The 15,278-nt window shown below is 55.3% G+C and carries 9 protein-coding genes and 2 pseudogenes; 7 read left to right on the forward strand and 4 right to left on the reverse strand.

Annotated elements, in window-relative coordinates; genetic code table 11:
- Positions 1-392: 392 nt before the first annotated feature.
- Positions 393-536, reverse strand: a pseudogene (locus BLU39_RS29020) (RNA-guided endonuclease TnpB family protein); the annotation flags it as partial.
- Positions 537-1,074: 538 nt separating this feature from the next.
- Positions 1,075-5,556, reverse strand: coding sequence for a hypothetical protein (locus BLU39_RS18050; protein WP_175539352.1), 4,482 nt, complete (start codon positions 5,554-5,556; stop codon positions 1,075-1,077).
- Positions 5,557-6,193: 637 nt separating this feature from the next.
- Between BLU39_RS18050 and BLU39_RS18055 the strand changes: the two genes are divergently transcribed.
- From BLU39_RS18055 to BLU39_RS18060, 3 genes are all read left to right on the forward strand, one after another.
- On the forward strand, positions 6,194-6,844 hold the full coding sequence (locus BLU39_RS18055; protein ID WP_092715418.1) for a hypothetical protein: 651 nt from the start codon (positions 6,194-6,196) through the stop codon (positions 6,842-6,844).
- Positions 6,845-7,533: 689 nt separating this feature from the next.
- On the forward strand, positions 7,534-8,088 hold the full coding sequence (locus BLU39_RS28280) for a hypothetical protein (RefSeq protein WP_139178348.1): 555 nt from the start codon (positions 7,534-7,536) through the stop codon (positions 8,086-8,088).
- A gap of 88 nt (positions 8,089-8,176) precedes the next feature.
- A complete protein-coding gene (locus BLU39_RS18060) occupies positions 8,177-8,563 on the forward strand; it encodes a hypothetical protein (protein ID WP_092715420.1) in 387 nt (128 codons plus the stop codon).
- Between the two features lie 213 nt (positions 8,564-8,776).
- Here the strand turns inward: BLU39_RS18060 and BLU39_RS18065 are convergent.
- Positions 8,777-10,204: pseudogene (locus BLU39_RS18065) on the reverse strand (IS1182 family transposase); the annotation flags it as partial.
- Positions 10,205-10,433: 229 nt separating this feature from the next.
- On the opposite strand from BLU39_RS18065, the gene BLU39_RS28800 reads away from it, so the two are divergent.
- From BLU39_RS28800 to BLU39_RS28285, 3 genes are all read left to right on the forward strand, one after another.
- On the forward strand, positions 10,434-10,637 hold the full coding sequence (locus BLU39_RS28800; protein ID WP_217635089.1) for a hypothetical protein: 204 nt from the start codon (positions 10,434-10,436) through the stop codon (positions 10,635-10,637).
- Positions 10,638-10,728: 91 nt separating this feature from the next.
- Positions 10,729-11,127, forward strand: a complete 399-nt coding sequence (locus tag BLU39_RS18075) for a hypothetical protein (RefSeq protein WP_076573158.1) — start codon at positions 10,729-10,731, stop codon at positions 11,125-11,127.
- Between the two features lie 301 nt (positions 11,128-11,428).
- The gene (locus BLU39_RS28285) at positions 11,429-11,728 is read left to right on the forward strand and encodes a hypothetical protein (RefSeq protein ID WP_139178350.1); all 300 of its coding nucleotides are present in this window, start codon (positions 11,429-11,431) and stop codon (positions 11,726-11,728) included.
- Positions 11,729-12,221: 493 nt separating this feature from the next.
- Here the strand turns inward: BLU39_RS28285 and BLU39_RS18080 are convergent, their stop codons facing one another.
- Positions 12,222-13,889, reverse strand: coding sequence for a hypothetical protein (locus tag BLU39_RS18080; protein ID WP_092715424.1), 1,668 nt, complete (start codon positions 13,887-13,889; stop codon positions 12,222-12,224).
- A gap of 212 nt (positions 13,890-14,101) precedes the next feature.
- Between BLU39_RS18080 and BLU39_RS18085 the strand changes: the two genes are divergently transcribed.
- Positions 14,102-15,238: a ComEC/Rec2 family competence protein gene (locus BLU39_RS18085; RefSeq protein WP_092715426.1), complete on the forward strand. Its 1,137-nt coding sequence runs from the start codon at positions 14,102-14,104 to the stop codon at positions 15,236-15,238.
- Positions 15,239-15,278: the final 40 nt, after the last annotated feature.

The following is a 15,278-nucleotide window of genomic DNA, read 5'->3' on the forward strand; positions in this document are numbered from 1 at the left end:
GTGAACGGCCAACACGCTCTGCTTGTGAAGTTGATGCTGATGTCCTGGCTCATGGATTGATGGATGGACGCGACGGACTATCCGGTTCCAGACTTCCTATCTGTGCGAATCGGCTTGAGCGTCTCGAATTGCTTGGATATTCAAGAGGTGCCAACGATGCAGACGCGGGCAGTGTAGACCGAAGGTTTGAATCGTCGCCAGTAGTGTTGGCTCTTCTTATCCATTGTTCACGGCTGCTGTGCGGTACTGGGGCTGGGGCTGGTTTAAGCTGAATTGCTACGAATTCACTAGACACTCGCCAGTCGCTTGAAATGCGGCTCTTGTAGGATCGCGAGCAGCTTGTTGTTGAAGCGGTGGCGCACGCGCCGTTACGGCCCACCCGACTCCTAAGCCGGACACGTCTGGCCGGTGTGGTACGGTGGCGTGGCCAGTAACGTGCCACCGTCCCATTCCATCATGTAGGAGAGTTGCCGCCTGAATTCGCCCCAACCATGGTCGAGAATGGCACGGTGCAGCCCCGACTTCTTACCCGGCTGCCGGCAGCAACCAACTGATGAACCCGGTGCCGCCCACATCGCGACCAGGTGCTGCGTTGCTAGTCGATCTTGCAGCGGCGCGGGCAGATGGTCGACCAAGTCCACCGCGCTGGCGTGGCCGGCTGTTGACTATTACCCTGAGGCTGCTTCGGTGACTGCCGGCAACGCTGCACGGCATTGCCGGGCAAGGCTTAATCAGCAATTATGCCCAGCGTGACAGCTGGATCGACCACCTCAGCCTGCAGCCATACGAATCGTTTGCTATCGCTTATGCGCGTGCGGCGGGGCACGGATAAAGCGTTGTTGTGCAATCACCTCAAGTCGCGCGATCGCCTGGGTAAACGGCGCTCGGTGGTCGAACGCACACTGGGCTGGCAACACCGCTTCCGCCGCCTGCGTACATGCGGAAGCCAAGAAGTTAGCTGACGGTCTCGATGTGTCATCCCTTTGAAACTAGAGCGTTACGTACCTTTTGCGACACCATGCTCTCATTGGCGGCAACGCATAGATGTCGAGGTCCGATGTAGCTGATAGCCCATCAGGCCTTCAGCTTTTCAAGTTGATCTGCGCTGGGTGCATGAAAATCAGTCCGCGTGCCAAATGACGTCAAGGTACCGGCATCCATCGCGAAGGCCGTGGTGTGATACAGGCTCCCTCCGAATCCACCTCTAGAGCCCCCAAAACCTTGGCCTGCATACACGTTCTTCTCGCCGGCCAGCACCCATACGGGTTCTAGACCAGCACTCGCAAGCTTCGTCAGGAAGTAGTCGCTGGATACGACGCCGGCTCCTGAACCGCGCGAACGCAGTGAGGGGCCCTGCCAACGAAGAATGCCGCCGGCGTCGACGTACTCCGGAGCCTTGCCGCTGCGCAGGTGAAGATCCAGCACATTAATGACGCCTGACGAGGGAAGGTAGAGCGAGAACCCGTCGTCGACCGAGTTGTCGTTGCCGCTGCCTTCAACGTTCAGTGATTCCACGATGCTGGCATACGGAATTGTGATGCCAGCCCTGATGTTCTGTTCCAGCTCGATTTGCCGGGTGTCGCGCCACCCATGCTCTCCTAGGAACGGGCTCAGGGAGTCGCTTTCCCGCAGACGAGACGCGTCGCCCCGATGCCTGCCGAGCAGTTCCTTTGCTAGCTGGGGACCGTTGCCTAGAGCGGTAACAAGGCAGCTGATGCGCGACCAGGCATCCGCGTGCGTGCGCCGCCCCTGGCCCGGCACTATCCAGCGACGAAAGCCGTAAACCGTTAGCCAACCTTCGCCGTCGGGGCTGGTAACCTCGATTTGACCGACTTCATTGCAGAGGTCGCTTTCTACGTGCAACCATGCCAGGAGTAGGTCGGTATCGCCAGATGGTAGTCGGGGTGCAGATGGAGTCCACCATGTGACCGGTGCAGATTGCCAGCCTGTTTCGAGGGTGCTTCGAACGAGCAGCGACGGGTCCAGGTCCCTCTTCATGTCGCGGCCTCGAGGGCCCGGCTCGAATGCCCTGAGCCTACCCTCGTCTTCCCAAGAACACATCGCAAGGTTGTCAGTCATACGGGTTGCTGCCTCTGCGAGTGCGATGTACTGGTACTTCTTGCCGATGCGCTCCACTCGATGCTTACCCATACGGTCGTGGCTGATATTCCCGCCCCTCTCAAACTGCTCGAAGAGCTCCTCGGTCCACCCGAGCTGATGCGCTCGCTCACAAATCCATCGCCGTACAGGGCCATACTCAGGCTCCGACGGGCGCCTGTTGTCATCGCTCATTCGCGTTGATTCAAGAAGGAAGTACTCGGCGAATTCGGCGTATTCGGTGCGCAACGCCTCCGACAGAGTCTCCTTGAAGACCTCGTTGGCTCTCCCGACTTCGGCCAATAGACGCTCGGACTCCCGCCTGCTCGCTGCGCTGAAGGAGCCGCGCATGGGCCGCAGCCGGTAATCGACTGTCAGCCGGCGCAGCGCAAGGTAGGCTTCTGCCTGCTCGGTGGTCACCTTGTCCATGAGCGCTTCCTGCCAGTGCTCGAAAAGTTCCTTCGTGGTGCTGCCAGCACGAGTGCGCGGGGCGTCCACGATGTCGTGCAGCCAGTGGCGCAAGGTGTAGTTGCCGAAGTCACCGTGTTGGTCCGTGGAAGAGCAAATCGAATCGCCGTAGCCGCGGTCTCGGTACTTATTAAGGTCCTCATCCGTCACCGGTTCCAGCGGCCAGGCTGACTTGAACTTTGCCCTGCATGCATCGAGGTTGATCTGCGTGGGCAGCTCCCCGGCAGCTTCGGCGTAGAGCAGGATACCAAAGGCGTAGTCGCGAGTCATGATGTTAAGCGGCGGCTGCTTACCTTCAGCAAAATAGTTTTTCCAGACAGATGCGGCGAGCACCCTGCAACGTGCTCGGTCCATGCCCTGCATTACCGCGCCGTAGCAGGCAGCGAGAAGGCGTTCTGTGATGTATGGGTCGTCGACGGCGGCAAATTGGTCGACGAGCGCAGCAGCGTGACCGAGCTTACAGGACAGGAGGTTCACGAGGGCCTTGGTGGCGCGGTCACGAACGGCCCGGTTGCTGGTAGACAAGAACCAGGTCAGCGTGACCGTCGCGAGCCGGAGACGTTTCTCGTCGACTTCGCTGGCGTCGGCCTCCCAAGCCCAGTCGATGAGCGAGGCGACGGCACCGCCCTCGTCCAGGTCATCTACGGCCGGGAACACAGACCACACAGCGTCCCTCTGCGGCATTGGACCCGGCCACAGTTTGTTGTGTAGCCAGTTGGCATTGAACAAATTCTCAGGCTCGGTGCTTACGAGCAGCATCAAGCCGTAGGCCGAGCGGCCAGTGACCTCGCAGAGCTTGTCCACCCATCCGGCTGTCCGGCTTGTGAACGCCGTCGGGCTTCGCCACGCCAGCGAACTTTCAAAGGCGTCGAGGAGAGACGGGTCGTCGATGGCCTCCGCGGACAAGACATCGAAGATTTCGAGGTTGAACTTCTCCGGCAGTTGCACTGCCAGGGCCTCGATGACCCCGGCAAACCGCCAGCTTTCATACGGCTCGAAGTAAGTGGCCAGCGGCGCGCGCCGGAACGAGCCATCTACGTCTGTGCGGTCGATCTGGCTGATGAGCCGTTTGGCACGTAGGTGGTCCGACAGTCGTTCAAACGTGAATCGGATGATTTCTTTTTGGGAGCCGCCTGGCTGCCACTCGACGTCCTGCGTGAGCACACCTTCAGACATGAAGGCTGAAAAGAGGCTACGCTCCGTATAGCCGCCCGAGCTGTGAACGCTTTCCAGCAGCGTGATGGTGTCTTCCATGGACAGGCTTCCGCCGTCGCCCTGGACCGCGCACGCTTCCAGGAACTGCTCCAACGCCTTGCGCGGAATCGTAAGCTCGGGGATGAGCTTCAGCTCCCTCTGGACTTTGTTCGCCACTGCGGTCAGGTAGAAGTCGAAGATGGCGGTGACGCCGTCCATACCCTTTGGTAGTTGCTTCAGGCCCTCGGCGTCAAGATACTCGCAGCAGGTTCGAAGGAACAGTGGGTTCTCGAACTCCCTGGCCAGGTTCGGAGAACTGGGTCGCGCGATGCCACGTCGGTCGAGGTAGGCCTTTGCTGCGGCGCCGGCGTGTCCTGCGAAACCGGGGTGCACGACGCGCGCGAGCTCCTTAAGCGGGAGGAAGCGGAAGTAGGTGCTGCGAATGGTCAACACCAGTGCCAGTCGAGGGAACCTCTGTACCAACCGGATGAACCCGGACAAGCGCGTCGCCCAAAGCGCGATACCATGCCGCTCGTTGAGGGCATCTATGGCCAGTACTGCCCGGCAGTCAGCGGCTTCAGCTGCGGCGTCGAGCGCGCCGAGGAAGTTGGCATTGGTGACTTGGGCCAAATCAAGCTGACCACGGATTTGCTCCCAGGGATCCCCATCGGTGAGGCTTCCGCTGAGGATCAGAATGAAGGGACGAGCTGCCTCAAGCTGCTTGTGTCCGAAGTCAGCGACGAGGTGGGATTTGCCGATGCCGCCTGGGCCCGAGATGACCAGTTCCCGCTTGTTCATGAGCTGCCAGCGCTCGCTCGCAATCTCATCGCGGACATGGTCGACCGCCGAGTAGAGTTCGAAGAGGTCTTTGCGAAGGAGGTAACGGCTCTTGTCGGAAACCTTGTCTTGGACCTCGGCCAGTGCTTCGGAGATGCTGTCGATGGCTGCGACCGCTAAGGCCGCCCAGCTCTCCAGCGGCACAGATGCCTCCAACGCTGCGGGAGGTGCACCAAGGCTTTGCAGAAGCAGTTCGCAGGTGTGTCGTACTCGGTCGGCAATCGTCAACAGCTTTTCGCGCGACAAGCTACCGGACGCTCCGTCCATCTTGTACGTAATCTCGGCAGCCCAGGTCGCAGGCATCGCGAGTAGTTCTGGATCGCGAGCCACCGCTTGCAAGGCCTGCTGGATGGGCAGCTCCACGTGACTTTCGGGGCTGTAGCGTTCACCCAGGTTGTGGCGCTGTACGTCGAGCTTGTCGCGGAACCAAGCCGAGCTGAACTTGACCGAATCGAACCAGTAGCGTGCCCGTCCAGAGTACATGGGGTCGTCGCGCCCAAGGCGCTCGCCGACGCTGGACGCGCTCCAGAGTTCGATTTCGATGGTGCGCCCGCTGGCTGCTGCTTCGTCGACGCCTTTCTTGCGCCACCTCTCATAGCGCTGAACTTCGCTGGCCTTCCGGCCCGACCGGTTGTCACGCAGGTCGACGGGCAGGCACACGACGAATTTCGTCAGCTGTGGATGGGCGCTAAGGGCTCGCTTCAACGAATCGACCAGGTCACCGACTTGTCCGTCCTCGAAACCGCCGATGAAGTATTTCGCTTGCCAGCCAACTTCGTGACCGTCCGCATAGGCTCGGTAGCACTCGAGCCCTTGGTCTGCCCCTGGGCCCTTGCGGATGAACCGAGAGCCCGCCGCCGGGTCTTCCAGGGCTGCCAGCTGACAGCAGAGTTCTTCGAAGCCGCCGCTCTGAGTTCCTCGATGTTCTCGAATACGTCTAAAGTCCAAGTTCAACGCCAACACTGCCTCCATTTATTTTTCGGCGCTATCCAAACTCAGCTATGACCGCCGTTCCAGCGATCGCTTACGCTGCAAAGTAGAAGCTAGAAGCTAGAATTAACCTACGTAAAGTCCGTTCTTGGCCGTTAACCGCCCAAGAGCATAACAAGTTGCCAATCAGCAAAACTCACGCATTGTCACATGCTTGTGCGAAAGTCCGCTTGGGGCGAAAGCCATCTGTCAGAATCAAGTCCCTGCAGCCATCAACTCTGGTGGCGATAGCCCGGCCGATCTGGAGCCGACATTGCTCAACTATTTAAAGCTTTACAAACACCACATTCCGCACCGGGCCATCGGCGCAAATACGCCCATCCAGGCACTCAAGGAATGGCAGAAGAGGAAGCCGGAGTTATTCTTGGCGCGCATTTGTAACTAGGCGGGACTGGATACCTAGGACTAATCCAGGACCAAACTCCGAAACTTGAACTTCAGGGAAAACATAAAGATAAGCCAAGAATATCGAAATTATCTTATTGTTAATTTCACTTATAATAGTGATGCTAGACATTACATGTCTAGAAAAATCTTCACATCGAGAGAATGCCGTAATTGTTTATTCACTTACCACTGAATACAGTCACTAACACCAGGAAACAGAATGACCAAGAAAACAGAAATTGTGTTCGTGAAAAGCATAAAGGAAGGCGTTGATAGCAGTGATTTTTTCACTCGCGCCATCGCCACTCCAGAACTGTCTAAAGACTTCTTATTTTACAAAACTGACGCCACATCCATCCGCGATGTACTACGTGACTGGATCGTGGAAAACGGTATCTCTAGCCTGTTCAACTACCACATTACTTGCGATTCGATAATGCACCCAGGATTCAAAATTGATGAAATTGAAAATCTGATTCTTGGGTTTATCAGCAGGCTGAATGGTGCAAAACATCTGTTCATCATTGACCCATATTTTTACTCACGTGAGGCTCCTGTCGTTGCACTATTTGAGAAAATGATGACTAATATTTCGGCAACATTGGAAAGAATTACGGTTTTCAGCAAGCGCAGTCCTTCATCTGAGCGATTGCCTATGCATGCCGTCCTTAGAAAGCTAATTCCCGCCATTCAAATTCGCGACGTCGAAACGAATAAATTTCACGACCGCTTTTGGATCGACCCTGACAACTTAAAAGGAGTGGTCATGGGCACGTCCCTCAATGGTGTTACCAAGAAAATTGCTCTGATTGACAATCTTGGCCGAGCAGATGTAACCCAATTGTCTACTATGGCACGGGCGCTACTCTAACGAGGAAAAATATCATGAAATGTATTGCATCGGCCATAATTCTCTTGTTGACACTGCCTGGATGCCAGGAACGCCAGAATGCCACGATTCCCTCGGGTAGGTACCAGCTACTGGTTGATCAAGATGGAAACGCATGGCGTCTGGACTCCATAAGTGGTGAAACAAAGCGCTGTTGGCGAGGGACGCCTGGAGCCGTTGCTCCCAGATGTATCACTGCAGTTCAGACGAACGAATACTGACCGAACTTTAGAAGCGGTTCTGTCGCGTTATTGATCGGTGAGTGAATCGCCACCAGTAACTTAGATTCTCCTGATTCGTAGTTTTTGAAACAAGCGATGGATCGTGTTCGGGTCTGGGAGTCCTGCCAGGCGCTTGGCGTGCGATCTCGTAGCTGCCTGATCCACCGACGAGATCGGGTCTGGCCTGTCTATCTCCCCTGCCCTGCAGAGACTCCTGCCACGCGCTAGCAAAAGCTACTTGAGCTTCGGGAGGCTCATGCATTAACGTTCACGCGGCAAAATGCCTTGCGACCTTTATCTCGGTTTCCACGGGACGCGGCGCAATCGATTCGAGTTATCTCTCGCATCATTTCCACTCTGCAACGATGCATTTAAGTTAAAGTGTTGCGTTGAATGATTGAATCTGCAGCCAGGACCTGACTGTCGCAATTTTTTACTTATTATCGCCTCATGACTGATTACGAAAAAAAGAACCGCCAGAGGCTGATTGCTTTGCTATCCAATCTGCCGTCCTGTGCATCTCCAGAGGGTTGGAAAAACATGGGGAAAATTGCGGTAGGAGGCTTAACAGAAATCGGTTTTTCCAAGAGTTCGGAACTTCTGCTCGTCATCTCCAACAGCGGAAGGGGAGTAATTGACTGTGCGCGAGGAGAAAAAATCTCACGCGATGATGAGGCCGATGGAGAATGGTACGAGCCTGCCCAACTTGTATGCCAGGGCATCGGCCCCCTTGACGGCGAAACAATTCCGATTTCGGGGCTGAACGGTGGTGGCCTCCCGACGTCGACTCGCCGCGCTGAGCGGCTGGAAGTTGTTTCTCCCGACTGGCCCAAGTCTACTTTGATTTTCTGTGCTCCATACAAATCAGCGCTTATCGAAGGCCAACAGGCGGGATGCGTATCGATTGCTTCGGACTATTTGCTGGCATACGGATTTTCGTGGTGCGGCAACTCATTTGCGTACGCGACGAGTAGCGACGTAACAATCTTCACACGTATTGGGTAAATTACCGTAATCGGCCAGGAGCGGACGGTCGTGCAAACGTGCGAGATGCAGAGCATTAAAGTCATTCATCAGTTGAGTAGGGTTAGCTATGCAAGAGGAATCAAAAGAAGAAGTTCGCCGGATTTTGCAGGGAGCCTTTGACAGCCTAAATCTCCATAATGAGCTTCCATCAAGGGAGTCTTACGCGAGACTAAGCGTTGTTGGGCGTCCTGACGTATGGATACTGATCTACGGCGACTACATGGATTTCTCTTATACGGAAAATTCTTCACCGGTCTCACTCATCACCGACGTTTTTGCAGTACTTCAGCCTGCACAGATCATCGATTGGTCGCCCGGCCGGCTGGCATGTGTTCAGTACAAGTCAGCTGACCCTAACATGCTAATTCAAGCGATCGACGCATTACTAAAGAAACTTTATGGACTTACCGACTACAAACTCGCTGGCTCCCTAGAAACGTTTGGACGCGCGTAAGTTTGTGGGAAAGATCCATTATTTGATGGTAACAATCGGCCCAGGCCGTGTAAAAACGCAGAATCAGGCCCTGCCAGGAGAACTATACATGCCGATGCGTGTTGTGCGTCTCGTTAGGCCGCGCAGAGCGCCGTGCCGAGTTTCCGGGTTTCCCGATTGAGGCAGCACGGCAATCGCGCCAATCACGCGCTGTAGGGCCAGTAAAAGGGCATACGCCCTGACCGCTTCCATCATGCCGACGACACCAAGCGACGTTATCAAACGCTTGAGGTTATAGGCGAGTACGTGCAGGCTCATTTCGGTCTTCACGCGCTCCAGGCCTTTCGTCAGGAAGTGCGTCGCTCCCATCCACGACTTGATGGTGCCAAACGGATGCTCTACTGAGTAGCGTCGGATTCGCATGGCGTCGGGACTGTGTTCGAGCTGCACCTGCATGTCGTCGAGCACGTCCTGGTGCTCCCAACGCGTAACCCGGCGCTGCTGGCTCGGCGTGCACTTGTCCTTGAGCGGGCAGGCCTTGCAGTTCGAGCTCCAGTAACGGTTGAGCGTCATGCATTTTTCGACTGCGGCGAAACGCCAGATCAGTGCTTGACCTGCCGGGCAGCGGTACTCGTTCTTTTCCCGATCGTAGACGAAGTCGGCCTTGTCAAATCTCCCATCGGCCTTGGCATTGGAGGTCTTAGTCGCCGGCACCAGCACGGTAATGCCGGCCTGCTTGCACGCCAGGATTTCCTCGCCTTTGAAGTAGCCGCGATCAGCGATCACAGTTAGCGAGCTTGCCTCGATTGCGGTGCGAGCCTTCTTGGCCATTCCCGACAGTTGATCGCGGTCGCTGCCGATATTAGTTACCTCGTGTTCGATGATCAGATGGTGCTTGGCGTCGACCGCGGTCTGCACGTTGTAGCCGACGATGCCTGAGCCTCGCGTCATCATGGAGCGGGCGTCCGGGTCGGTCAGCGAGATCTGCGTTTCGCCAGTCGCCTCCAGTTTCGCTTCGATTTCCTTGAGCGCCGCCATCTGCGATTTCATTGCCGCGATCTTGTCGTTCAGCCGGGCGCTGCGCGCTTGCTTTGTCGCCGGTTCCTGCCTGTCAGCGGTATCGAGTTCCGCCAGATAGCGACTGATGTTCGCCTCGATCTCCTCCATCCGGCGCTTGAGCTTGGCCTGCGTGAAGTTACGATCACTGCTGTTGACTGCCTTAAACTTGCTGCCGTCAATCGCTACCACTGCGTCCGAGAACAGGTCCAGTTGCTGGCACAGCACGACGAACTGCCGGCACACATTGCGTATTGCCTTGCCGTTGGCCATGCGGAAGTTCGCGATCGTCTTGAAGTCCGGCGTAAGGCGTCCTGTCAACCACATCAATTCAACATTGCGCTGCGCTTCGCGCTCGAGCCGACGGCTCGACTGGATGCGGTTGAGGTAGCCGTAAATGTAGAGCTTGAGCAGCAATGCCGGATGGTAGGACGGCCGACCCGTCTTTGCCGGTTGCACCCGCTCGAACCCCAGTTTGCCTAGGTCGAGTTCGTCGACAAACGCGTCGACAACGCGAACCGGGTTGGTTTCGGCAACGTAATCGTCCAGCAGCTCGGGCAGCAGCATTCCCTGTCCTCGGTCTTCGCCCTCGATAAAGCGCTCCATCTTGCACCCGTATTGATGAGATACTTGCTTAACGTTTGACGAATAATTTGCGTTTACCTAACTCGGCGCTTTTTCAACACCTCCGCTGAAGTCGGTAATTTACTCTGGGGACACCTTGCAAGCTGATTCCATCCTCTATCTTGTCGCCCCGGTGGACCGACCTCCCTTTTATCGAGTCGCAGACCATCTTTGGGGTCCAGACGCGAACGTTGATTCAGACGGGAACAGTATGAATCCCGATGACACGCTCTGGACCGAGCTTTCTCTTCGGATGCGCGAAGGTCCGGCAGATGCTGAGGTTCACATCGATCCAAGCTCGTTCGAACCTCTTGTTCTTCAAATTCGCTCACCAAACGCCGGACTCGCTGAGAAAGTCGCGGAATATCTGCTGGTGTCATGCGGTGGCCGGATCACTCACGAACTGCTTCGTTGAAGGTAGCAGTCGCTGCGTGAATGAGCGACGTTTCTACACAGTCTGGGCCAGAAGCAGTCATTTTCATCAGCTAGTTTTCCAAGGACATGATGTGTTATTCGAAGTCGAGAAAAAGCAGCCGAAACAAGACCCAACAGCTGCTCAAGTAAGTTCACAGATTGCGAAGTTGCGCTCATATGGCCCATCATCTTTTGCGTCGTTGACAGATGAGCTTGGGAATTATCTTCAAGTGGCCGGAGGTGGCCTTACCTGCCTACTTGAAAAACGTACTGTAGTTGATGGAAAGCACTTCCGCGCGTATCTTGAGACGCCGAGCGGCATACATCCAGATGGTACTATCCTCGCCTTCAGCGGCGGCCAGGTAAGGCTTCGAGCCGACGAATGGCTATCAGCTCCGTTGGTTACTCAATATTTCACCGCGTTCTTGCACGGTAACGAGCTCCCGCACAGTATCAGGTGGCGAGAAATCACGTCTTTACTCAGCAGTTGAAGGACCGCTTCGGGGCGGCATCCGCCAACGACGGCACCAGCTAAGAGCGGCCATTTGTCGCAACTCGTTTTCCGCCATATACTTTGACGACTACTCGACTCAAGGCTACATATCCATGCGCTACAAACCTTCAGCACAATACATCAAGTCCCTTCAACGTGGCCCTAGGCGAGTTGTAGTTGTGTTGGTGAGCGTCATGCTACTCCTTAGCTACCTAATGTTCCTTGGACCAGCAAAATCCAGGGACGCCCCTACTGGACCATTTCTTTTCACAGGACTCGTCGTTGGCGGAATTGGACTTATGCAAGTTCGACGTCTTCGCAAGACTGCGGCTGAACTTACTACGGTGTCGTATGTGCTTATCGATGAAGGCATTTCAGTCGAATCGTCTGACGCAAGTTATGTGATTCCCTACCAAGGCGTTCACGCAGTTACAATCAAACGTCGCTTTTTCAGCGAGGATATTGCTCAGATCCTGCTCAAAGGCAAAGGCGGAGAGGCCGCGCTTCCTAGTTTGGAAACGCCAGAGCCATTTCTTGTTGCACTCCAACAGCGCGTTGGCTCTGTCCCATTCATCGAAAAACGTTCGTTCCTAGTGTGAATTTGCATGTATTGCTCCGACAATATTCTGGCAGTCAACTGGGTTGCGTCTATGCTACCTACGGCACACATGATCCATCGTTCTTGGCTGATGAAAATCCGATGGAGCGCCTGAGGGGCCCGGGCGCCCTACCAGACGCTTGCTGTGCGATCTCGCGTCTGCCTGATCCACCGACGAGGCCGGGTCTGGCCTGTCTATCTCCCCTGCCCTGTACAGGCTCCTACCGCCTGCTAGCAAAAGCAGGCCTTCCCTAGCCGCAACCGCCGGCGAAGGATGGTTTATCCGATCGGGACAGCAGAGCGCCTGCTTATGCGCGCGATAGCGGCACAGTTGGCTACCATAAACTAGCCCGTCGTCTGCTACGTGCGCATGGCCAAATCGGGTGCGCGATGGCGGTGGAGTTGCGATCACGGCTGACGCGGCATGGTACCTGACGCTATCACGCCAAAAAGGAAGCTTGCCATGGCCGCTTAACCTCTACTTTTAGAGCGCTCTAAAAATGTGAGGGGGGATTACCCCTTAACGGTATCGTAAATTTCCAATGTTTGCGCTCGTAAGATAGACCAGTGATTAATTGCCGCAGCCCAAGATTTTTGGCCTGTGCCCCCAAAGCCTCATCCAGCATGCGACGCACGTGGTCTGATGATGGCGTCGTGTCGGCGAGAAGCTCCAAACCACTGACATGACGCAATTCCGCCGCTAAAGTCATATTCAGTCCCACGCTCACAGGCTCATGCTGGACCCAGCCTAACGGCGTTTCAAGAGTGGCGCAAAATAATTCGAGGCTACAAGTACGCACGTCTCCATGCAGTTGATAGCTGAAAAATTGGGAGTCGAAGTAGATATGGCGCGGATCGATGGACAAGCGCGCATATTGATTGTCCAGTATCTGCACGAGTCTCAAATTACTCGTTTCCAGTTTCGCTCGAAGACTCTGTACGGCAGACATATCGTCGATTCGGACCCAGCCAAGCGGAAGCAATAACTTACTTCCTAGGCCGCCAGTAAATGGCAGCGATTTCGCATGCCAGGCCAGCGCCCACAACCACCCATGCTCCGTTTCTGTCAATTGCGCTGCATAGACTTTCAAGGGCTTGCCGCTACGACCGCTCGTCAGATTACCGTCAAGCGTAAGTGGGATATCCACCCCAACGTGGGGAGTGGAAAATAGATAAGGTTCATCGATCGCGAGCGGCAAAGCTGCCATTGCTTCCATTCCGGTACCAAAATGTTCAACTAACGCCGTAACAAAAGCGCGCTGCCCATCGAGATTGCGCTCTACACCTAATTCGTCCGCAGTAAACCAAGCGAACAATTCTGGATAAAGCTGTAGCCTCTCAAAAAGTTTAACGACGCCGAGGGTATTTAGTCGCAGCGGGAAAAGACGAATTCGATATTCGGTATACGCGTGATGATTTCTAGCGCCTTCAACTCGGCAATAAGGCGGGACGTCGAGAGCTTCGCCGCACGTGTAATGATCTTGCTCCGACAGGCCCAGCTCTTCATGTAACTCACGAAACAGTGAGCGCTGAAGATATTGCATTGGCCAGTGAGTGGTCCCATAGGCGAAATCGTATTCCGCTTGCTGCGGCCGCGCTGCCAACGGGACATCGCTCAACTTGAAGCGACCACCCGGCAAGCCAAAGTATCCTTGCGCATCGGCACGTTTTTTATCTTCCCGTGCGTACAACAGAAACTTATCACCCACGCGAAGCACACCCCATGCGACATAGACGAAACGGATTGGTCTGGATTCCTGTGTTGGGTGATAGCGCAAGCGGCCAGTTTCAAGCCGGCGTAATAAGGCGCGTTGCTCATCAATATCGCTGTCACTGGCCTGCGTCCCCCAATAGCCAGGATCGACAATAGTGTGCAGGTCAGTTGCCATAGTCTCAAGCAGGGAACGCGCTACTAACCATGCAGCGTAGGACTGGAATCGCCAAGTCCCTCTGGCAGCACTGTCAAGATCAAGCATGGCAAGGGCACAGAACAACCGCTCGACAGTGGCTAAGGTGGCCTCTATCTCCCCCTGCGTAGCAATATCACCCAATCGGGCAGCCAAAGTGCTTCGATCCAAGTCCTGTCTTACATCATCTTCGGCCAACATCGGTGGCAATAAGTAGCCTATGCGCTTGAATAAGTTTCCGAGGTAAGCAGCCATGCCAACATTGCTCTAAATCAATAAAGCTCCGATATTACTCCTATAACAAATTTTTCGAAAGAACTACAGTTGCCTTCATCAGCTTCTACGGTTTGGAGACCAACCTGAAAGCAGACGCTGTGATTTTTTCAACAAAAATGCAACGAGTAATTTCTAAAACTACTGAGGACGAAGAGTCCATCTGTGAATGTTTACTGAAGGAAACAAATAACATGGCTCATAAAATTGTGTTCTACCCTGTCGGCAATGGCGATACTTGCCAGATCATTTTGGAGAACGGCAAACGCATTCTGATGGACTATCGCCATCGCAAAAAAACCGAAACGGGCGAAGGCCCAGAAATCAACCTCAAAGCCCACCTCAAAAAGGAGCTCAAAGACGCGGGACGTAATTCGTTCGACGTGGTGGCGTTCACCCACGGCGATTCCGACCATATCGAGAACAGCACTGAGTTTTTCGAGTTGACGCACGCCGCCAAATACCAGGGTGACGGAAGGGTTAAGATCGATACACTGTGGGTACCCGCTGCCTTGGTGCTTGAGAACGCGACGAACGATCAACAATCCGCGGAGTTCATCATCTGGCGGCAAGAGGCGCGCTACCGCCTGAAGCAAGGCACGGGCATCCGCGTCTTTTCGAAACCCGAGAAGCTGAAGGGCTGGCTGGAGGATAATGGGCTGACACTCGAATCGCGGCGTCATCTCATAACCGATGCTGGCAAGATCGCACCGGACCTCTCCTTGGACGCAGACGGCGTTGAATTCTTCTGCCACTCACCCTTCATCAAGCACGTGGACGAGGGAGATGTCCTCCGTAACGCGGCCTCGCTCATCTTCAATGTCCGCTTCCGTCAGGGCGAGAGCCACTACGATTTCCTGGCAGTTGGCGATTCGGAGTGGTGCGTGCTGGAGGACATTGTCAAGACCACGAAGGCCCATGGCAACATGGACAGACTCGCATGGGACCTGTACAACATCCCCCATCACTGCAGCTATCTGGCACTCAGCGATGTGAAGGGCACGTATGAGACGGTACCGAAACCGTACGTCGAAGATATCCTGTTGGCTGGAAAAGAAGGGAGCTACATCGTCAGTTCCAGCTGCCCTATCCTCGACACCAAAGAGGGCCGGGAGCAAATCCAGCCACCTCACATTCAGGCCAAGAAGTGCTATCAGCGCTATCTGGACAAGACGAATGGTGCCAAATTCCTTGTAACGATGGAGGAACCGAACGCTACCCGTCCACAGCCGCTGGAGTTTAAGGTCGAGGCGCAGGGGCTGTCGCTCGTGGGTGCTGCTGCGTCGGCTGCAGGCATCATCATCTCCAAACCGGCGCCGAGGGCTGGCTAAATGATCCGCTCATACCATGCACTCGGCCAAGTGCTATCGG

It is taken from the genome of Janthinobacterium sp. OK676, from assembly GCF_900103595.1.
In the GTDB taxonomy this organism is placed as follows: Bacteria; Pseudomonadota; Gammaproteobacteria; order Burkholderiales; family Burkholderiaceae_D; genus Janthinobacterium.

Coding starts and splice junctions, on each gene's coding strand:
- BLU39_RS18055 (WP_092715418.1), top strand. CDS start 6,194: ATGACCAAGAAAACAGAAATTGTGTTCGTGAAAAGCATAAAGGAAGGC.
- BLU39_RS28280 (WP_139178348.1), top strand. CDS start 7,534: ATGACTGATTACGAAAAAAAGAACCGCCAGAGGCTGATTGCTTTGCTA.
- BLU39_RS18060 (WP_092715420.1), top strand. CDS start 8,177: ATGCAAGAGGAATCAAAAGAAGAAGTTCGCCGGATTTTGCAGGGAGCC.
- BLU39_RS28800 (WP_217635089.1), top strand. CDS start 10,434: ATGAATCCCGATGACACGCTCTGGACCGAGCTTTCTCTTCGGATGCGC.
- BLU39_RS28285 (WP_139178350.1), top strand. CDS start 11,429: ATGCAAGTTCGACGTCTTCGCAAGACTGCGGCTGAACTTACTACGGTG.
- BLU39_RS18080 (WP_092715424.1), bottom strand. CDS start 13,889: ATGGCTGCTTACCTCGGAAACTTATTCAAGCGCATAGGCTACTTATTG.
- BLU39_RS18085 (WP_092715426.1), top strand. CDS start 14,102: ATGGCTCATAAAATTGTGTTCTACCCTGTCGGCAATGGCGATACTTGC.